Source organism: Paraburkholderia kirstenboschensis (genome assembly GCF_904848585.1).
Lineage (GTDB): Bacteria > Pseudomonadota > Gammaproteobacteria > Burkholderiales > Burkholderiaceae > Paraburkholderia > Paraburkholderia kirstenboschensis.
Genome location: NZ_CAJHCR010000001.1, coordinates 599,208 through 619,295 on the forward strand (window position 1 = coordinate 599,208; position 20,088 = coordinate 619,295).

Here is a 20,088-nt window from a genome sequence, read left to right on the forward strand (position 1 = left end):
CGCGCGAGTCGCCTGGTTGGTGTTGCGTGGCGTAGCCTCGCTCCTTGCGCGAGGCAACGTCGCGCGGCTCAATCTTCCTTGTTGATGATCCACTCGTGCGCCGGGTCGTTGCGGAAATGCCAGACACGTTGAGCGCCTGCCATGACGTTCAGATAATACGAGTCGTAGCCATACGGCACGACGACCGGATGATAGCCGCGCGGCACCATCACGACATCGTGGTCTTCGACGGCCATTGATTCGTCGATGTCGCGCATATCGGTGTACACGCGTTGAAACGCAAAGCCTTGCGGCGGATTCAACCGATGGTAGTACGTCTCTTCGAGCGAACTCTCGTGAGGCACGTTGTCGGTGTCGTGCTTGTGCGGCGGATAGCTCGACGCGTGTCCGCCAGGCGTTCGCACTTCAACCACCAGCAGCGATTCGGCCGGCTCTGTTTGCGGAAGAATGTCGCATACGTATCGCGTATTAAGGCCTTTTCCGCGCGTCGAGCGCTTCATCGAAGACGGCTCGATCAGACGTGCGGGCAGCTCGCCTTTCGCAGGCGCGCTCGCTACGCCGATCTCGGCATCGCGGCATGCACGCACGGTGGCGCGCACGCCCGGCGGCAAATAGACCGCGTGAGGCGCGGCATCTTCGAATACGCTGTCGCGCGAACCGAGCGAACTCCATTTGATGTCGGCAGTTTCGATATCCACCGAGCCCGTGAGCACGACAATGCACACTTCGCGCGACGGCTCCTGCACGTACACGACTTCACTCGTGCCAAGACGGTAAGCGGCGAAACCGACATACCGCCAGCACGCCGATGCCGGTGTTACTCGCGCGATTGTCTGGCCTTCGCGCTGCGCCTTCACTAATAGACTCATGCTGCCTCCTGCGTGGTGCCATGGCTGTCGCCCCGAGTGTCGAGCGGGGCATCGACCAACGCACGCAATGTTTGAAAGCCTTTCTGCGCATACTCGAACGACGGCGCCACGACCGGGTCCTGTTCCGCCTCCACGACGAGCCAGCCCGAATAGCCATGCCGCTTCAGACGCGCGATGATCGACGGGAAATCGACTGCGCCGTCGCCCGGCACCGTGAAAGCGCCGGCGATCACCGCGTCGAGAAAACTCCAGTTGCGATTGCGCGCGAGTTTCATCACGGCAGGGCGCACGTCCTTGCAATGCACATGACACACCCGGCCGATGTGTTTGTCGAGCACGGCGAGCGGATCGCCGCCTGCGAAGGTGATGTGCCCGGCGTCGAACAGCAGGCCGACTGCGTCGCTCGTGCGTGACATCAGCTGATCGACGTCGGCCGGCGTTTCGACATACGCACCCATATGATGATGGTACGCAAGCCGCACGCCGCGGCTTAGCGTGTAGCGCGCGAATTCGTCGACGCGTGCGGCGTAGGCGGCCCACTGCGCGTCGCTGAAAAAGCGTGGCCGTTGATACAAGGGCCTTGGCGCGCCCTGAATAGAATCCGCCACTTCGCCGTACACCATGACCGTAGCGCCGTTTTGCGCGAGCAGTTCGAGATGCGGGCCGACCTCGGCGATTTCCTCTTCGACGCTGCGCCGCGCGAGACGTCCCGAGTACCAGCCGGACACGAGCGCGAGATCGTATTGCGCGAGCAGCGTCTTCAATGCCTGCGGTTCACGCGGAAACTTGTTGCCGAGTTCGAACCCCTGATAGCCGATCTTGCGGCCCTCGGTGAGCGCTAATTCGAGCGGCGTCTCGCCGCCGAGCGAAGGCAGATCGTCGTTCATCCACGACAACGGGTTGATGCCGATGCGTACGTTGAAAGCTGTCATGCGTGCGTCCTCAATCGTTGGCCTGGTCGCTGTTGTTGCCGCTGCCGCCGCCATTCGAAGCGGGCGGTTTATCGCGCGCCGCGATCTGCGCGTCGTAGTTGGCTCGCGCGTCGCGCACGCTCGCTCGCGGCGATACTTCGGGCACGGCGACTTCCCACCACCAGCCGCCGTCGCTCGTCGTGCGGGCCGGATCGGTGTCGATGCTGATCACGTAGGTCCTGTCCGCCGAGCGCGCGCGCTGCAGCGCGGCTTCCAGTTCCGCCACGTTCGCCACGTGTTCCGCCCGCGCACCGAGTGCGCGGGCATGCGCGGCGAAGTCGATGTGCGGCGCACCGAGCGGACCCTGCATGCTGTCTTCGAGCAGATTGTTGAACGGCGCACTGCCGCATGCCTGTTGCAGGCGATTGATGCAACCGTACCCGCGATTGTCGAGCACCACGACAATCAGCTTTGCGCCGAGCATCACCGACGTGGCGATCTCGCTGTTCATCATCAGATAACTGCCGTCGCCCACCATCACGATCACTTCACGCTCGGGCCGCGCAAGCTTCGCGCCGAGTCCGCCGGCGATCTCATAGCCCATGCACGAGTAGCCATATTCGACGTGATAGGCGCCTGGAGTTCCGGCGCGCCATAGCTTATGCAATTCCCCGGGCAAGGTGCCGGCCGCGCACACGACGATGTCGTTTGCCGGTGAATTCGTGCTTGAACGTTGCACGGCGCCGATCACATCGCCCTCGTAAGGCAGCACGGAATCTGGTTGCGGCGCGTGCGTGAGGGTATGCACCGTGTCGCGCCAGCCTGCGGCGAGTTGGTGCGCGCGTGAGGTCCACGCGCGATCCGCCTGCCAGTCTTGCAGACGTTCGGCGAGCGCGTCGAGCGCGAGACGCGCATCCGCCTCGACTACTTGAGCGCGATGCTTGAGGGCGTCGAAAGCATTCGCATTGATGCCGATCACGTCCGCTTGCGTGAACAGCGTATTCGAGCCGGTCGTGAAGTCCTGCAAGCGCGTGCCCAGCGCGAGCACGCAATCGGCATCGCGGGCGAGCGCGTTGGCTGCAGGCGAGCCGGTCACGCCCAGCGCGCCAACGTTCAGTGGATCGTCCCATGCAAGCGAGCCCTTGCCGGCTTGTGTCTCCGCGACCGGAATGCCGTGCGTGGCGGCAAAGCGTTGTAACGCATCGGTCGCACGGCCGTAGAGCACGCCGCCGCCCGCAACGATCAACGGGCGCTTCGCGCGCTGCAAACGCACGATAGCAGCGTCGATCTCGTCGACGCGGGGTGCGGGCGAATAGAACGTCACCATGCGCGGGGCAAAGAAGTCGGCAGGGAAGTCCCACGCTTGCGCCTGCACGTCTTGCGGCAACGCAAGCGTGACCGGCCCGCACGACGCGGCGTCGGTGAGCACGCGCAGTGCGCGCGGCAGTGCACTCAGCAGTTGCGCGGGATGCACGATGCGATCGAAGTAGCGCGACACGGGCTTGAACGCGTCGTTCGCGGAAACGCCGCCATCGTGGAAATCTTCCACCTGTTGCAGAACCGGGTCGGGCGCCCGCGACACGAAGATGTCGCCCGGCAACAGCAGCACCGGCAGACGGTTCACATGCGCGAGCGCGGCTGCGGTCAGCAGATTGGTAGCGCCTGGCCCGATCGACGTGGTGACCGCCATCATGCGTCGGCGAAAGTGCGCCTTTGCATACGCGATCGCGCTGTGTGCCATCGCCTGTTCGTTATGGGCGCGCAGCGTCGGCAATTCGTCGCGATGCTGATACAGCGCTTCGCCCATGCCGGCGACGTTGCCGTGACCAAAGATCGCGAACACGCCGCCGAAGATCGGTTCTGTTCCCAGGCCGTCTTCGGTTGCGACACGCTGCGCGGCGAGATAGCGCACGAGCGCCTGCGCGGTGGTCAGGCGGATGGTGGTCCCTGTGGCTACGACGCCCGCCGATGCCGCTTCGTCATGTCCATGATGTAACACGCGCTGATTCATGCAGCCTGCTCCTGATGAACACGATTGTTCGCGCCTCGTTCGGAGGCGGCGGTGTCGCACGCCGCGCGCCATGATGCGATTAGCGTTTCGAAGGTGCGGCGCACGCGCGCAATCAATTCGTCGTCGCCGATTTCTCCTGCAAGCCACGCATGACTCGGCTCGTGGAAGATCGTGCGGCCCACGGTGAAACCGCGACACGTCGACGAGCGCGCCGCCGCGCGAAAGCCCTCGTTCAACTGCTCGACGCCCGCCGACAAACCGAGCAGCACGACGCCCCGGCAATACGGGTCGCGCTCGGCGATCAGCGCGTCGACGTTGCGCCATTGCGCCGCGTCCATCGGCTCGAGCTTCCACCACTCGGGATAGATGCCGATGTTATAAAGCCGCTTCAACGCGCGATACACGATGTCGGGCCCCTGCGGCAAGTTCGCGTGCTTCGGCGGGATGACTTCGAGCAGCAACTCGTGACCGCTTGCTTGCGTCGCGTCATACAGCGCGCGCAATTGGGCTTCCTGTTCGAGGCGCTGTTCGACAGGTTCGTCGGGGTGGAATTGCACGAGGCACTTCACAACGTGTTCCTGCGGCCATGGCACGAGCGTCGTGCCGACCGAGCGGCCATGGTCGAACACGAGCGGCACCGAGCCGGGCAACTCCACCGGGCGGCCGATCCACCAGCCGCGGCCCGTCGCTGCGTTCAGCGCGTCCTGGCCATAGCGGCTGTCGATCAGCACGCCAATGCGGCCTTGCAGGCCTAATGCGCTTTCGGTCTGCGCGACCGCGTCGACGAACAGGCCTTTGAGCTGGGCGATGCGTGCTTCGCTTGCGCCGCTCTGCTGCGCGAGTTCAAAGAACTGATTCCGATGATCGAACGCGAAGCCGAGCACCTCGTCCCACTGCTTGCGCGCGGGCGTCACGCGATGCAGGCGCGCCAATGTCGCGTCGCGGTCGGGGCGGCGCATACGCTCGGGATCGGCCTTCGCCTCGCGTAGAAAGTAGTCGAGTTCAGCGGGCGTCGGCATGGCCGGCGCGCACGCGTGGCGCGAAACGACGAGTGCACCGCTGGCATTGGCGGCACGCGCGCAGGCGTCGAGCGGTTGATCGCGCAACCATCCGGAGAGAAAGCCGGAAGCGAACGCGTCGCCGGCACCGAGCACGTTCAGCACTTCGACTTCCACGCCGCCGTGAACCGGCGCGTCGTCGAGCAAGGCGGGCACTTCGCCGTCGATGATCTGGCAGCCCATCGGTCCGCGCTTGAGCACGAGCGTGGCCGCTGTGACCGCGCGCACCATTGCCAGTGCGTCGACGAGATCGCTTTTGCCGCCGGCAATGCGGAATTCTTCCTCGGTGCCGATCACGAGGTCGAACAACGGCAGGATGCGCTGCAAATGCGCGGTGACGCCTTCGCTTGCAACAAAGCGCGTTTCGCCGTCCGCCTTACCCGTGAGGCCCCATAACACAGGGCGATAATCGATGTCGAGAACGGTACGCACCTGGTTGCGCCGTGCGTAATCGAGCGCGCGGCGGCTCGTGCGGTTCACCTGTTCGGTCGAGAAGTGCGTGCCGGTAATCAGCAGCGCTTTCGACGACGCGATAAACGCCTCGTCGAAATCCGCTTCGTCCACGGCCATGTCCGCGCAATTCTCGCGATAGAAGATCAGCGGGAACGTATCGCGATCCTTCAGGCCGAGCAGCACGAGCGCGGTCAATCGGTCGGGATCGACGCGCACATGGCTTACATCGCAGCCTTCCTTCGTCAACGTCTCGGTGAGAAAGCGGCCCATGTGGTCGTTGCCCACGCGTGCGAGCATGGCCGATGCAAGTCCGAGCCGCGCGCAGCCGAACGCAATGTTCGCCGACGACCCGCCGAGATACTTCGCGAAGCTCGACACGTCCTCGAGCCGCGCGCCGACCTGCTGCGCGTACAGATCGACGGCGAGCCGGCCAAGACACACGATGTCGCGGCTGCGGCCCGGCGCGAAGCGGCTGCCGGCGTCGGAGCCGGACATGCCAAACGCGCCGGACGCGCCGGCGGTCCCGCCCGGGTGCTGCGCCGGCGTGCCGCTGAATGTACTGGAATGAGCCATGAATGTCCCTGAATGACGGAGCGCGGCGAGCGGTGCCACAGCGGCAGCCGCCGCGCGAATGAATCAGATCGTTGCGCCTTCTAGTTCGCCTATCATCTTTTGCATCTCGGCACCGCCCGCCATCATGTCGAGCACTTCGTCCTTGGTGATCGTCTCTTTCGTGAACGTACCGAGCGATTTGCCGCGATTGAGCAGCGTGAACGAATCGCCGATCGGATACGCGTGATGCACGTTGTGCGTGATGAAGATCACCGAGATGCCTTTCGCGCGCGCCTTGTGGATCAGCTTCAGCACATTGAAGCTCTGCTTGACGCCGAGCGCGGCGGTCGGCTCGTCGAGGATCAGCACACGTGCGCCGAAATGGATGGCACGCGCAATCGCAAGGCACTGTTTTTCGCCGCCTGACATCGTGCCGATCGGCTGATGCGGATCGCGCACGTTGATGCCCATTTCTGCGAGCTTGTCGCGGGCCGTTGTCGCGCTCGTTTCGAGATCCATCACATTCAGGAAGCCGAACAGTTTCTTTTGCGGCTCGCGTCCCATGAAAAAATTGCGCGCGACGGAGAGCAGCGGCACGAGCGCGAGATCCTGATAGACGGTCGCAATGCCGAGATCGAGCGCGTCTCTAGGCGACTCGAACAGCACGGGCTTGCCGTCGACGAGATACTGGCCCGACGACGGTTGATGTACGCCAGCCAGGGTCTTGATCAGCGTCGACTTGCCCGCGCCGTTGTCGCCGAGCAGGCAATGCACTTCGCCGCGTTTCAGGCGCAAGGTCACGCCGCTTAGCGCGATTACTTTTCCAAAGTATTTGTTGACGTTCTCGAGAGCGAGGATCACGTCGTCCTGCGGCGCGGCGCCCGGCAGATTGATTTCGTTCGTCACAGTGTTCGTATCGGACATGTGCGTCTCCTCGTTACGATTGCGCGACGCGACGGCGCACATAGTGATTGAACAGCACGGCGATGAGCAGCATCACGCCGAGGAATACGCGGAACCAGTCGGAGCTCACATTCGTATAGGTGATGCCGATTTGCACGACGCCGAAAATCAACGCGCCGAAACATGCGCCGATCACCGAGCCATAGCCGCCCGTCAACAACGTTCCGCCGATCACCGCCGCGATGATCGCCTCGAACTCCTTCTGCAAGCCGCGGTCCGCGGCAGCCGAGCCGATATCGCACACTTGCAGCACCGCGAACAGGCACGAGCAGAACGCAGTCAGCACGAAGAGCAGGATCTTCACGCGACGCACCGGAATGCCGACGTTCTTTGCCGCGTTGGCATCGCCGCCCACTGCGAGAATCCAGTTGCCCGCGCGCGTTTTCGCGAGGACGAATGCGCAGATCGCGGCGAGACCGAACCACCATAGAATTACTTTCGGAATTCCGGGCACGAGCGCGTGGCCGTTATCGAGCAGGGTGCCTATGCCGTGATGCGCGAGCATCGTGAAGAGACCCTGCAGCGCAACGCCGTGAAAGAGCGTATTGGCGAGCCAGTCCTGTTGTGCAAGATCGCCCACGCCGGAGACGATGGTGCGGTCCGCGAACAGAATCGACAGTGCAAGCGTGAGGCCGCGCAGAATAAAAAGAAAGGCGAGGGTGACGATGAACGACGGCAGGCGCGTGCGCATCACGAGATAGCCGTTGAGCGCCCCCAGCAACATCGAGCCGACGAATGCAAAGAGAATCGCGAGCGAGATCGGCCAGTGAAAATACACCGTGGGAATCGCGACCATCATGCCGGCAAAGCCGATCATCGAGCCGATCGACAGGTCGAACTCACCGGCGATCATCAGGAGGCACGCGCCCACGGAAAGAATGCCGAGATAAGCGGACACCTGCGACCAGTTCATCACGCCGTCGAGATTGAACATGCCGGACCCGCCGGCAGTCAACGCGAAGACAAGAAACACCAGCACTGCGCCGGAGATCGCGGCGAACTCGGGGCGGTTCAGCAAATGACCGAACCACGATTCCTTGCGCACGCGCTCGTCGCGCCCGTCCGTTTCAGGGCGCGACGCAGCATTATGCGAAGCGGCGCTATTCGGGTCGACGTGAGGTGGAAAGTGCTTGCCGGCTACACCCATGATGTCTCCTTGGAGCCGGCTGTGTGTCCGGGCAAGCGGGAATGCGTTGCGGGAACGACAGCCGGTGAAATGCGCGCTGGCGGCGAAGCCGCCCGGCGGGAGCGTTGCCCGCCGCGCGCGTGACTAGCTAGAGAAAAGAATCAGCGGTACTGCCCTGCGTACTTGATGACCTTGTCGAGGTTTTCTTTCGTGATGAAGCCCGGTCCGGAGCGAATGTTCTTCGGCCCATACGAGGGCGCCAGACCGTAAGTGGCAAGCCGTGCCTTGAATTTAGGATTCGCTTCGAGAATCTGACGGATCTTCGCGGGGTCGGTGGTGTGCTCTTTCTTCACGATGGCCAGCACGGCGACCGGAATGTAGCCCTGCAGATACGGCTGCTGATCGATCGCGAACTGGATCGTGCCGTTCTGGATCGCCTTCGCGATGTCGTCGGAGAAGTCGAAGGTGCAGAAGTAGATTTTGCCGTTCAGGCCCATTTGCTGCACTGCTTTCAGCGTGGCCGAGGCCGGCGTCGGTCCGAGCGTGAGAATGGCGCCGGTGTTCGGATGGTTGCGCAAATAGGCGCTGACTTTCGATTGAATTTCGGTCGGGTCCTGGCCGGAGTCGATCGTGGAAGACTTGTAGTCGACGCCGAGCGCTTCGGCAAAACCGCGGCAACGGTCGAACGAAACCGTGTTGGTCGCAAGGTGGTTCACGCACAGGAACGACTTCACGCCGGCTGCTTTCGCCTTCTCGCCTGCCGCCTTGCCGGCGACGTATTCCGGCTGACCGATGTGCATGATTGCGCCGAGTTGCGCGCTTTGTTCCTCGGTGCCCGAGTTGATCGTGACAAGCGGGATTTTCTTGGCGGTGACTTTGTTGATAGAGCTCTTCAGCACGTCGAAATCGGCGATGGTGACAATCACGCCGTCGTAGTTGCGCGCTGCGGCCTGTTCGACGAGACGCGCCATATCGGCGATGTCACCGTTCGGCGGATTGCGATAGTCCGTCTCGACGTTGAAGTCCTCGTCGGCCTGCTTGATGGCGTTTTTGATCGTGTTCCACCACGAATCGGAGTCCGGCGCGTGGCTGATCAGCACGAAATGAGCGTCAGCCGCGCGGGCGGCCGAGGCCGCTCCGAATCCCGTCGCCAACGTCAAAGCCGTCACCAGAATCCTGAGCGTAGCCTTGCCCTTGCAAAGTCTCATGTCTCCACCTTTCTCGGTCTGTCGTTATTGAAGGAGCGTGTGGCGGACGGTACGCAACGCAGCAGCGAATGCGTTACGCAAGATCGCCGAAGCACCATCGCTCACGACCAAGATTAGGTCATCTTCGAGTGACGTGCAATGGAAATTTCACCATAGATAAAAATGGAAAATACGTTCCATTTATGCGGTGCGCTGCCTATAATCGGCAACGTCAGCAGCCTGTGCAGCGCAGCTCGGAAAGCGCCTGCCGCAGTGCAGTAAAGCCCCGAAGAGAGAACCATGGCGGAAGAGAGCACCGAAGAATTGCCGAGCGTCGAAGAATTGATGCAGCGCATCGCGGACAACTACGAGGCGCTGCCGCGTCAGTTGAAAAGTGTCGCGACGTATATCGAGCAGCATCGTTCGAGCGTGATGGTGGATCGCACGAGCGACATCGCCGCGAGCTGCGGCGTGCATCCGTCGGCGGTCGTGCGATTTGCGCAGCGCTTTGGTTTCTCCGGCTTCTCCGATTTGCAGGCGGTGTTTCGTCAGGCGTATACAGGGCAGGGTGCGTCGTCGCCAAGTTATCAGCAGCGCATTCGCAAGCTCATCGATGAGAAGCCCGGTGCGTTGTCCGGCGGCGCGGTCGCACGCGAGTTCATCGCGGCTTCGCGCGGCGGGCTTGAAGAACTCGAAGCGGGGCTCGACGACAAGCAGTTCGACGCCGCCGTGAAGATGCTGCAACAGGCGGACAACATCTATGTGATCGGCGTGCGGCGCTCGTTTCCGGTGGCGAGCTACATCGTCTATGCGTTGCAGCACACGCCCAAGCGCGTGCACCTCGTATCGGGTTTCGGCGGCATGTACCGCGAGCAGATTCGCAGCGTGAAAAAGGGCGACGTGGTGATCGCGATCAGCTTCGCGCCTTATGCGAAGGAAACACAGTATTGCCTGCGGGTCGCGCATCATCATCAGGCGAAGACGCTGGTTATTACGGACAGCCAACTATCGCCGTTAGCGCGTTACGCGAGTACTCAACTGTATGTGAAAGAGGGCAGCGCGTTCGCGTTCCGCTCGCTGACCAGCACGATCTGCCTGTGCCAGGCGCTCTTCATCGCGCTTGCGTACAAGCTCGAATTAAACGTAGAAGAATCGAAAGACACTGGAGGATACGATGACTGACGCAGCAAAACCGATCGACGTCGCGGTGTTCGGCGCGGGCCGCATCGGCAAGATTCACGCGGCCAATCTCGCGCGGCAACCGGGCGTGCGGCTGAAATATGTAGTCGATGTGAATAGCGAGGCGGCCGCGGCGCTGGCTGCCGCGCATGGCGCCAAAGTGGCCGATATCGACGGCGCGATGGGCGACGCGTCCGTCGGCGCCACGGTGATCTGTTCGAGCACCGACACGCATGCCGATCTGATCATGAAGTCGGCCGCTCAGAAAAAACATGTTTTCTGCGAGAAGCCGGTCGACTTGACGCTGGAGCGCGCGCGAGCATGTGCCGATGCCGTCGAGCGCGCGGGCGTGGTGTGCATGATCGGCTTTCAGCGCCGCTTCGATCCGACGTTCTCCGCGTTGAAGGCGCGCCTCGATGCGGGCGAGATCGGCACGCCGGAAATGCTTGTCGTGACGAGCCGCGATCCAGGCGCGCCGCCGGTGGACTACATCCGCCATTCGGGTGGAATCTTCAAGGACATGCTGATTCACGACTTCGACATCTTCCGCTGGATTCTCGACGACGAAGCGGACACGCTGCACGCCACCGGCAGTTGTCTGAGCGACCCGGCAATCGCGGAAGCGGGCGACATTGATTCGACCGCGGTGACGATCCGCACGAAGCGCGGCCGTCTGTGCCAGATCAACACCGCGCGTCGCGCGGCCTACGGCTACGACCAGCGCTTCGAAGTGCTCGGCAGCGCGGGGATGCTGCAGGCGGGCAACGTGCGGCCCACGCAAGTCACGGCATACTCCAGGACGCAAGTGTCGAGCGACGTGCCCGAAGCGTTCTTCCTTGAACGTTATCGCGCGGCTTATGCGCTCGAAATCGCGCATTTCTTCGAGGCGGTCACGCTAGGCAAGCCGGTGCGTACCACGGTGGCGGACGGTTTGAAAGCGCTGGAACTCGCCGAGGCCGCCACGCGCTCATGGCGCGAGGGGCGTGCAGTGAAGCTCGGCGAGGCCGCGCGATGAGTGCGGCAGCGGCAACGCGGCGGCTGCGTCTGGGCGTGGTCGGCCTCGGGCGGCTTGGCAAACGTCACGCTGAGAACCTCGCGTATCGCGTGCCGGGCGCGGAACTGGTTGCTGCTTGCAGCCCGCTCGAAGAGGAGCGGGCATGGGCGCGCGACACTTTGCCCTCGCCACGCCTTTACGATGACTACGCGCAACTGCTAGACGACAAGGACGTGGACGCCGTGTGGCTCGTCACGCCGTCGTCGCTGCACGCGCAGCAGATCGTTGACGCTTTGCGCGCCGGCAAACACGTGTTCTGCGAAAAGCCTTTGTCGCTCGATCTGGCCGAGTGCGAGCGGGTGTTGCAAGAGGCCGCGCGGTACCCGCATCTGCAGGCGACGATCGGCTTCATGCGGCGTTTCGATCCGAGCTACAAGGACGCGTTCGACAAGATCGAAGCGGGCAAGATAGGGCGGCCGTTTCTCGTGCGCTCGCAAACCGCCGACAAGAACGATACCGACGGTTTCTTCGTGCGCTTCGCGGCAACTTCCGGCGGCATTTTCCTGGACTGCACGGTGCACGATATCGACGTCGCGCGCTGGCTGCTCGGCAAGCCGCGTGCGAAACGCGTGTTCGCGGCGGGCGCCGTCGCGCTGCACGAAGGCCTGCGCGAGTTCGGCGATGTGGATAACGGCGTGGCGATCTGCGAATTTGAGGACGGCAAGCTCGCCATGTTCTACGCGTCGCGGACCCAGGCCCACGGCAACGACACGCACAGCGAAGTGATCGGCACGGCCGGCGCGCTCGCGATCGGACATAATCCGCGCGCGAACCGTGTGGAGATATACGACGCTGCGGGCATTCGCAACGAGTGCACGCCGAGTTTCTTCGATCGCTTCGAAGAGGCGTTTCTGCAGGAGGCGCGCGCGTTCGTCGCGTCGGTGCAGGGCGGGGCGGGATCGACCGTGCAAGCGGGTGCGACGCTCGCCGACGCGCTGGAAGCAACCCGCATCGGCAATGCGTTGCGGCAGTCGCTGCAAAGCGGGCAGGCGGTAACGCTGTAGCGCCGATATTGCTGGTTGGACGGCGATGCGCGCGGTGCCTGCGCCGGCAAGGCGGCGAAGGCTGCGGTAGAATTTGACCCTCTGTCCGGCGTCGCGAACGACGCCTAGTCCCGAAGGTCATCGTCGATGCAAATTCAGATTCATAAGGAAGTCGATGCGCGCGGGCTGATGTGCCCGCTGCCCATCTTGCGCGCCAAGAAGGCGCTCGCCGATATGGAAAGCGGTCAGATTCTCAAGGTGCTCGCCACCGACCCCGGCTCGCAGCGCGATTTCGCCGCGTTCGCGAAGCAGACCGGCAATGAGATCGTCGAGAGTTCGTCGCACGACAAAGTCTTTACGTTTCTGATGAAGCGCCGCTGACGCGCACGCATTCAGACCCACTCAGACGCACGCACTGAAACAAAAGGCGCTGTGCCCGCGAAAGCGGAGCACAGCGCCTTTTTGACTTTTGCGAGATGCCCAGGGATTCAAGGCATCTCGCAGAGGCGTTAGCCTTCCAGAACCGGCGAACGCGTACGCAGATATTCGTCAAAATCTGCGGCCACTTCGGGGTGGCGCAGCGCGAACTCGACCGTTGCCTTCAGATAACCGAGCTTGCTGCCGCAGTCGAAACGCGTGCCGTGGTACTTGTACGCGAGAACCTGTTCGTCGGCGAGCAGCGACTGGATCGCGTCCGTGAGTTGCAGTTCGCCGCCGGCGCCCGGCTTGATCGAGCGGATGTGATCGAAGATACGCGGTTTGAGCACGTAGCGGCCCACCACGCCGAGATTCGACGGTGCGACGCTTGGTTCCGGCTTTTCGACGATGCCCGACATCTTGATGATCGAGTCTTCCCACTCCTTGCCGTCGACAATACCGTACGACTTGGTTTCCTGGGCTGGGATCTCTTCGACGCCGATCACCGAGCTGTGATAGTGGTCGAACACCTCGATCATTTGCGTCATGACAGGCGGCGTGCCGTACAGCAAGTCGTCTGCGAGAATCACGGCGAACGGGTTGTCGCCCACAAGTTTCTCCGCGCACAGCACGGCGTGGCCGAGGCCGAGCGCTTCCGGCTGACGCACGTAGAAGCAGTCCACATGGCTCGGCTTGATGCTGCGCACGAGTTCCAGGAGCTTGTCCTTGCCGCGCGCTTCCAGCTCGGCTTCGATTTCATATGACTTATCGAAGTGGTCTTCGATCGCCCGTTTGCTGCGGCCCGTGACGAAGATCATTTCGGTGATGCCGGCCGCCATGGCTTCTTCCACCGCGTACTGGATCAGCGGCTTGTCGACGATCGGCAGCATTTCCTTCGGGCTTGCCTTCGTGGCAGGGAGGAACCGGGTGCCAAGACCTGCTACCGGAAATACTGCCTTTGTAACTTTTAGCATGTGATTACCCTGAGTCCTCTGGTTTAGCTATCTGTCCGTGCCCGCCGCGCGGGCGGGCGTGGAGCGTCGATCAGGCCGGCAAGCGCGCGAACTGCGCCTTCAGCTTGCCGACAGTCGCTTCGAATTCCGCCAGCCTTTTCTGCTCCTGTTCGACGACTGCAGGCGGCGCCTTGGCGACAAAACTTTCGTTCTGCAGTTTGGCATTGCACTTGACGATTTCCGTGCTCAACCGCGCAATCTCCTTCGATAAACGCTCGCGCTCGACCGCGACGTCGATCTCGACCTTCAGCACGAGCTTGTCACTGCCTACAATAGCAATTGGCGCGCCATCTGCTTGCGCGTCTAGTGCGGCCTCGTCGGCAATGATCTGCACTTCCGACAAACGGGCCAATGCCTGGGCGTACGGAGCGAAGGTGCGCAGGCGCTCCGCGTTGCCGGTAGCGAGCAATGGCACCTTGACCGCCGGCGACAGATTCATTTCGCCGCGCAGATTCCGGCACGCATCGATCACTGCTTTCAGGTCGGCCGCCCATTGCTCCGCGTCTTCGTCGAGCTTCGACATCTCGGCAACGGGGTACGGCTGCACCATGATGGACGCTTCGCCCTCGGCCTTGCCCGCGGGATAACGCCCGGCCAACGGTGCAACTTTCTGCCACAACGCCTCGGTGATGAACGGAATCACCGGGTGCGCGAGGCGCAACACCGTCTCGAGCACGCGCAGCAGGGTGCGCCGTGTGGCGCGCTGCTGGTTCGGCTGACCCGTCTGGATCTGAACCTTGGCGAGTTCGAGATACCAGTCACAGTATTCGTCCCAAACGAACTTGTATAGGGCGTTGGCCACATTGTCGAAGCGATAGTCGGCGAAACCCTTGGCGATCTCGGCTTCGACGCGTTGCAGGCGGGACACGATCCAGCGATCCGCCGACGAGAAGTTCAGGTGGCCGTCCGGCCCGCATTCGCCGCACTGTTCCGGCTTGCCGAAACCGCAATCGTGACCTTCGCAATTCATCAGCACGAAACGGGTGGCGTTCCACAGCTTGTTGCAGAAATTGCGATAGCCCTCGCAGCGTGCGAGATCGAAGTTGACGTTGCGCCCGAGCGTGGCCATCGACGCCATCGTGAAGCGCAGCGCGTCCGTGCCGAACGCCGGGATGCCGTCCGGGAATTCCTTGCGGGTTTTCTTTTCGATCGACGCGGCCTGCTTCGGGTTCATGAGGCCGGTGGTGCGTTTGGCGACGAGCGCGTCAAGGCCGATGCCGTCGACGATATCGATCGGATCGAGCGTATTGCCCTTGCTCTTCGACATTTTCTGACCTTCGGCGTCGCGCACGAGACCGTGCACGTAGACCGTGTCGAACGGCACCTTGCCCGTGAAGTGCGTGGTCATCATGACCATGCGCGCGACCCAGAAGAAGATGATGTCGAAGCCCGTAACCAGCACCGACGACGGCAGGAAGTGCTTCAGTTCCTGCGTTTCGTTCGGCCAGCCGAGCGACGAAAACGGCACGAGGGCGGACGAAAACCACGTGTCGAGCACGTCTTCGTCGCGTTTGAGCGGGCCCGTGTAGCCGGCTTGCGCCGCTTTTGCGTGCGCGCCTTCCTCGGTCATCGCGACGAAAATCTCGCCATTTTCGCCGTACCACGCGGGAATCTGATGACCCCACCAGAGCTGGCGCGAGATACACCAGTCCTGGATGTTCTCGAGCCACTGGTAGTACGTGGTTGTCCAGTTTTCCGGCACGAATCTGATTTCGCCGCTGCGGACTACGTCGAGCGCGGTTTCGGCGATCGATTTGCCCGGATTGAACGTGCCTTCAGGCGCCGGTTTGCTCATCGCGACAAACCACTGGTCGGTCAGCATCGGCTCGATCACGACGCCCGTGCGGTCGCCGCGCGGCACCATCAGCTTGTGCGGCTTGACCGATTCGAGCGCGCCGAGCGCTTCGAGGTCGGCGACGACCTGCTTGCGGGCTTCGAAACGGTCGAGGCCGCGGTATTTTTCCGGCGCGTTGCCGTTGATCTTCGCGTCGAGCGTGAGGATCTCGATTTGCGGCAGTTTGTGGCGCAGGCCGACCTGATAGTCGTTGAAATCGTGCGCGGGCGTGACCTTGACGACGCCCGTGCCGAATTCGCGGTCGACGTAGTCGTCGGCGATGATCGGCACTTCGCGGCCCGACAGCGGCAGCGTGACGGTCTTGCCGATCAGATGCGCGTAGCGCTCGTCTTCCGGATGCACCATCACGGCGGTGTCGCCGAGCATGGTTTCAGGACGCGTGGTCGCGACCGTCAGATGGCCGGAGCCGTCGGTGAGCGGGTACTGGATGTGCCACAGGTGGCCGTTTTCTTCCTCGCTGACCACCTCGAGATCGGAGACGGCGGTGAGCAGCACCGGGTCCCAGTTGACGAGGCGTTTGCCGCGATAGATCAGGCCCTGTTCATAAAGGCGCACGAACACGTCGCGCACGGCGGCCGACATTTTGTCGTCCATCGTGAAGTATTCGCGCGACCAGTCGATCGACGCGCCGAGGCGCCGCACCTGGTTCGTGATGGTCGAGCCGGATTCCTGCTTCCATTCCCAGACGCGTTCGACGAATTTTTCGCGGCCGAGATCGTGGCGCGACACGCCTTGTGCGTCCAGTTGCCGTTCGACGACGATCTGCGTGGCGATACCCGCGTGGTCGGTGCCCGGCACCCACAGCGTGTTCTCGCCGAGCATGCGGTGATAGCGGGCGAGGCCGTCCATGATGGTCTGGTTGAACGCGTGGCCCATGTGGAGGGTGCCCGTGACGTTCGGCGGCGGCAACTGGATCGAGAAGTCTTTCCTGTTCCCGTCGAAAGAGGGCGCCGCGTAGGCGCGCTTTTCCCATTCGGGGCCCCAGTGGGCTTCGATGGTGTGCGGCTCGAAGCTTTTGGCAAGGGTGGAGGAGGTGTCGCTCGGGGTGTCGCTCATGGGTCGATCGGCTGGTGAATGCGGAGAATGTTCGATTATAAAGGGCGCCGGGGCGCGGCTCTGGTTTTGGGGTTTTTGGTTTCGAGGATTCGAATCGACGAGACCAAACCACCCCGCCGTGCAGGCAAAAAAAGCAAGCCCCCGCCGGGGCATATAATGACGAACACCCCGCCGTCCCTCCGAAAAAATGCCCGATCTGCTAGCCAATCTCAACCCCGAACAACACGCCGCCGTCACGCTCCCCAACGAGCCCGCGCTCATTCTCGCCGGCGCGGGCAGCGGCAAAACCCGCGTGCTCATCACACGCATCGCGTGGCTCATCCAGCACGGGCTTGCGTCGCCCGCCACCATTCTGGCCGTGACCTTCACCAACAAGGCCGCGCGCGAAATGATGTCGCGCCTGTCGGCGCTTTTGCCCATCGACACGCGCGGCATGTGGATCGGCACCTTCCACGGCCTGTGCAACCGGATGCTGCGCGCGCATCATCGCGATGCCGGTTTGCCCGCCACCTTCCAGATTCTCGATACCGCCGACCAGCTGTCCGCGATCAAGCGTCTGATGAAGGGCCTGAACATCGACGACGAAAAGTACCCGGCAAAGAATCTCCAGTACTTCATCAACAACGCGAAGGAACAAGGGCTGCGCCCGAAAGATGTCGACGCAACCGACAATTTCAACCGCAAGTTCGTCGAACTCTACGAAGCCTATGACCAGCAGTGCCAGCGCGAAGGCGTGGTCGACTTTCCGGAACTGCTGCTGCGCTGCTATGAACTGCTCGCGCACAATCCGCCGCTGCGCGCGCACTATCAGGCGCGCTTCAAGCACATTCTCGTCGACGAGTTCCAGGACACGAACAAGCTGCAATACGCGTGGCTGAAGCTGCTCGCGGGCCAGACGAATTCGATCTTCGCTGTCGGCGACGACGACCAGTCGATCTACGCGTTCCGCGGCGCCAACGTCGGCAACATGCGCGACTTCGAACACGAGTTCAATGTCCGGCATCTGATCAAGCTCGAGCAGAATTACCGCTCGCACGGCCATATTCTCGACGCGGCCAATCAGTTGATCGCGAACAATTCGCGGCGTCTCGGCAAGAATTTGCGCACCGACGCAGGTCATGGTGAACCGGTCCGTGTTTATGAATCCGCGACGGATTCGCAGGAAGCAGGCTGGATCGTCGAGGAAATCAAGGCGCTGATCAGCACCGGCACGTCGCGCAGCGAAATCGCGATTCTCTACCGCAGCAACGCGCAGTCGCGAACGATCGAGCACACGCTCGTCAATGCGGGCATCGCGTATCGCGTGTATGGCGGCTTGCGCTTTTTCGAGCGCCAGGAAGTCAAGCACGCGCTCGCGTATCTGCGTCTGATCGACAATCCGAACGACGACACCGCGTTTGCCCGCGTCGTCAATTTCCCCACGCGCGGCATCGGCGCGCGCACGATCGAGCAGCTCGCGGACGCGGCGCGCCTGTATAACTGCTCGATGGCAGCGGCGATTCCGTATGTCGCCGGCAAGGCGGGCTCCAGTCTTGCGAGCTTCGCGAACCTGATCGGCAAGATGCGCGCGGACACGCAGCAGATGAGCTTGCCGGAAACCGTCGAGTACGTGGTCCGCGCAAGCGGCCTGGCGGACTTCTATCAGAACGAGCGCGAAGGTCAGGACCGGCTCGAGAACTTGCAGGAACTCGTCAACGCTGCCGCCGCGTTCGTCAGCGAAGAGGGCTACGGCATGGACACGCCCGCGCGCTCCATCCCGCTGCGTCCGGGGGCCACCGCCGCGCCCGAACTGGCCGTCGCGACCGACGACCCGAACACCGTAGTGCTCGACGCGCCCGGCATCGCCGACCCCGCGCAAAACCCGGACACGATGACGCCGCTCGCCGGCTTCCTGTCGCACGCGTCGCTCGAAGCGGGCGACAACCAGGCGCAAGCCGGCCAGGAAGCCGTACAACTGATGACGGTACACGCGGCCAAGGGCCTGGAATTCACGGCCGTGTTCATCACGGGTCTCGAAGAGGGGCTGTTTCCGCACGAGAACAGCGCAATGGAGTCCGACGGGCTAGAGGAAGAGCGCCGTCTGATGTACGTGGCCATCACGCGCGCGAAGGAGCGCCTCTATTTGTCGTTCGCGCAAAGCCGGATGCTGCACGGCCAGACGCGCTACAACATTCGCTCGCGTTTCTTCGACGAATTGCCGCAGGAAACGCTCAAGTGGCTCACGCCGAAAGTCGAGGCGGGCGCGCGCTGGGGCGGCCGCTCGGACAACGCGGGCTATGGGCGCGACTGGTTCGCCCGGCCCGACCGTCAGCAGGGGTACGGCGGCGGGGCGTCGACGACGGCCGCGCCGTTGCCGGCCTTCGCTAACGAGCAACGCGCGGCGGAGGCGGGCTTCCGCGTCGGCCAGCAGGTGTTTCACACCAAGTTCGGCGAAGGCACGATCACCGCGTTGGAAGGCGGCGGCGCCGACGCGAAGGCGCAAGTCAAGTTCAAGCGCCACGGCGAGAAGTGGCTCGCGCTCGCGGTCGCCAAACTGCAGGCGGTCGAATGAGCGCGGCAAGCGCGGGCCGTGACGCAGCGCTGGCCGCGTCGTCGCACAGACCGCTCGGCATACTCGCGGCCTTGCCGCAGGAACTCGGCGACCTGATCGAGGCGATGCGCGCGGAATCCGGCGTGCGCACCGTCACGCACGGCCAGCGCGACTATCACCTAGGCACGGTCCACGGCGCGCCATGCGTCGTGACGCTCGCGCGCGTCGGCAAGGTCGCGGCGGCGGCAACGGTCAGCGCATTGATCCATGCATTCGATGTCGAGGCTGTCGTGTTCACCGGCGTCGCCGGCGGTGTGGGCGCGGAGGTGCGAGTTGGCGACATCGTCGTGGCCAATGCGTTGTTGCAACATGATCTGGACGCGTCGCCGTTGTTTCCGCGTTTCGAAGTGCCGCTGCTAGGCGTGTCGCGCTTCGCGGCCGATGTCACGTTGGCCGCGCAACTAGCCGCCGCGTGCGAGCGTTTTGTCGCCGACGAAGGGGCTGCCTCGGCGGCGCGTTTCGGCACGAGGGAGCCGCGCGTGCATCGCGGGCTGATTATCAGCGGCGATCAGTTCGTGGCGAGCGCGGCGGGCGTCAAGGCGTTGCGCGAAGCATTGCCGGACGCGCTCGCCGTCGAGATGGAAGGTGCGGCGATCGCGCAGGTCTGTCACGAATACGGCGTGCCGTGCGCGGTTGTACGCACTATCTCCGATACCGCTGACGACCACGCGCCGGCCTCGTTCGTCTCGTTTCTCACCGAGATCGCGGGCGCTTATTCGAACGCGATCCTCACGCGCTTTCTGCTGGCGCGCAGCGTGGGTTGAGTTCAAGCGAGGCGTCGGCTAGCGGCGTGGGGGACGCGTAAAGGGCA

General features: G+C 63.1%; 15 protein-coding genes. 6 read left to right on the forward strand and 9 right to left on the reverse strand.

The window, feature by feature from the left end; all coding sequences use genetic code 11:
- Window positions 1-68: 68 nt before the first annotated feature.
- From iolB to JMY24_RS02830, 7 genes are all read right to left on the reverse strand, one after another.
- On the reverse strand, window positions 69-869 hold the full coding sequence (gene iolB / locus JMY24_RS02800; protein WP_128589997.1) for a 5-deoxy-glucuronate isomerase: 801 nt from the start codon (window positions 867-869) through the stop codon (window positions 69-71).
- Window positions 866-1,801 carry a myo-inosose-2 dehydratase gene (gene iolE / locus JMY24_RS02805; protein ID WP_128595544.1) on the reverse strand — a complete coding sequence of 312 codons (936 nt, stop codon included), beginning with the start codon at window positions 1,799-1,801 and terminating at the stop codon, window positions 866-868. The genes iolB and iolE overlap by 4 nt, the downstream gene beginning before the upstream one ends.
- A 10-nt stretch (window positions 1,802-1,811) precedes the next feature.
- Window positions 1,812-3,791 (reverse strand): 3D-(3,5/4)-trihydroxycyclohexane-1,2-dione acylhydrolase (decyclizing), encoded by a 1,980-nt coding sequence (gene iolD, locus JMY24_RS02810; RefSeq protein ID WP_128595543.1) that lies wholly within the window; start codon window positions 3,789-3,791, stop codon window positions 1,812-1,814.
- Window positions 3,788-5,875 carry a bifunctional 5-dehydro-2-deoxygluconokinase/5-dehydro-2-deoxyphosphogluconate aldolase gene (locus tag JMY24_RS02815; RefSeq protein ID WP_236597306.1) on the reverse strand — a complete coding sequence of 696 codons (2,088 nt, stop codon included), beginning with the start codon at window positions 5,873-5,875 and terminating at the stop codon, window positions 3,788-3,790. The genes iolD and JMY24_RS02815 overlap by 4 nt, the downstream gene beginning before the upstream one ends.
- Window positions 5,876-5,938: 63 nt before the next feature.
- Window positions 5,939-6,778 (reverse strand): ATP-binding cassette domain-containing protein, encoded by an 840-nt coding sequence (locus JMY24_RS02820; protein WP_128585627.1) that lies wholly within the window; start codon window positions 6,776-6,778, stop codon window positions 5,939-5,941.
- A 13-nt stretch (window positions 6,779-6,791) separates the two neighbouring features.
- Entirely contained in the window at window positions 6,792-7,964 is a 1,173-nt protein-coding gene (locus tag JMY24_RS02825; protein ID WP_128585626.1) for an ABC transporter permease, read from the reverse strand.
- Window positions 7,965-8,104: 140 nt separating this feature from the next.
- Complete coding sequence (locus JMY24_RS02830) at window positions 8,105-9,151, reverse strand: sugar ABC transporter substrate-binding protein (RefSeq protein ID WP_088173537.1); 1,047 nt, start codon at window positions 9,149-9,151, stop codon at window positions 8,105-8,107.
- 279 nt (window positions 9,152-9,430) lie between these two features.
- Between JMY24_RS02830 and JMY24_RS02835 the strand changes: the two genes are divergently transcribed.
- From JMY24_RS02835 to JMY24_RS02850, 4 genes are all read left to right on the forward strand, one after another.
- Window positions 9,431-10,312 (forward strand): MurR/RpiR family transcriptional regulator, encoded by an 882-nt coding sequence (locus JMY24_RS02835; RefSeq protein WP_128595541.1) that lies wholly within the window; start codon window positions 9,431-9,433, stop codon window positions 10,310-10,312.
- Window positions 10,305-11,324 (forward strand): inositol 2-dehydrogenase, encoded by a 1,020-nt coding sequence (gene iolG / locus JMY24_RS02840; RefSeq protein ID WP_201701366.1) that lies wholly within the window; start codon window positions 10,305-10,307, stop codon window positions 11,322-11,324. Before JMY24_RS02835 ends, iolG begins: the two co-directional genes overlap by 8 nt.
- Window positions 11,321-12,367, forward strand: coding sequence for a Gfo/Idh/MocA family oxidoreductase (locus JMY24_RS02845; protein ID WP_128595540.1), 1,047 nt, complete (start codon window positions 11,321-11,323; stop codon window positions 12,365-12,367). Before iolG ends, JMY24_RS02845 begins: the two co-directional genes overlap by 4 nt.
- Before the next feature lie 132 nt (window positions 12,368-12,499).
- On the forward strand, window positions 12,500-12,727 hold the full coding sequence (locus JMY24_RS02850) for a sulfurtransferase TusA family protein (protein ID WP_029967676.1): 228 nt from the start codon (window positions 12,500-12,502) through the stop codon (window positions 12,725-12,727).
- Window positions 12,728-12,855: 128 nt separating this feature from the next.
- On the opposite strand, the gene galU is transcribed toward JMY24_RS02850, so the two are convergent.
- Entirely contained in the window at window positions 12,856-13,737 is an 882-nt protein-coding gene (galU, locus tag JMY24_RS02855; RefSeq protein ID WP_027776571.1) for a UTP--glucose-1-phosphate uridylyltransferase GalU, read from the reverse strand.
- 70 nt (window positions 13,738-13,807) lie between these two features.
- On the reverse strand, window positions 13,808-16,687 hold the full coding sequence (locus tag JMY24_RS02860; protein ID WP_128595539.1) for a valine--tRNA ligase: 2,880 nt from the start codon (window positions 16,685-16,687) through the stop codon (window positions 13,808-13,810).
- A 187-nt stretch (window positions 16,688-16,874) separates the two neighbouring features.
- On the opposite strand from JMY24_RS02860, the gene JMY24_RS02865 reads away from it, so the two are divergent.
- Window positions 16,875-19,238: a UvrD-helicase domain-containing protein gene (locus JMY24_RS02865; RefSeq protein ID WP_201701367.1), complete on the forward strand. Its 2,364-nt coding sequence runs from the start codon at window positions 16,875-16,877 to the stop codon at window positions 19,236-19,238.
- A complete protein-coding gene (locus JMY24_RS02870) occupies window positions 19,235-20,041 on the forward strand; it encodes a 5'-methylthioadenosine/adenosylhomocysteine nucleosidase (protein WP_201701368.1) in 807 nt (268 codons plus the stop codon). Before JMY24_RS02865 ends, JMY24_RS02870 begins: the two co-directional genes overlap by 4 nt.
- Window positions 20,042-20,088 lie beyond the last annotated feature (47 nt).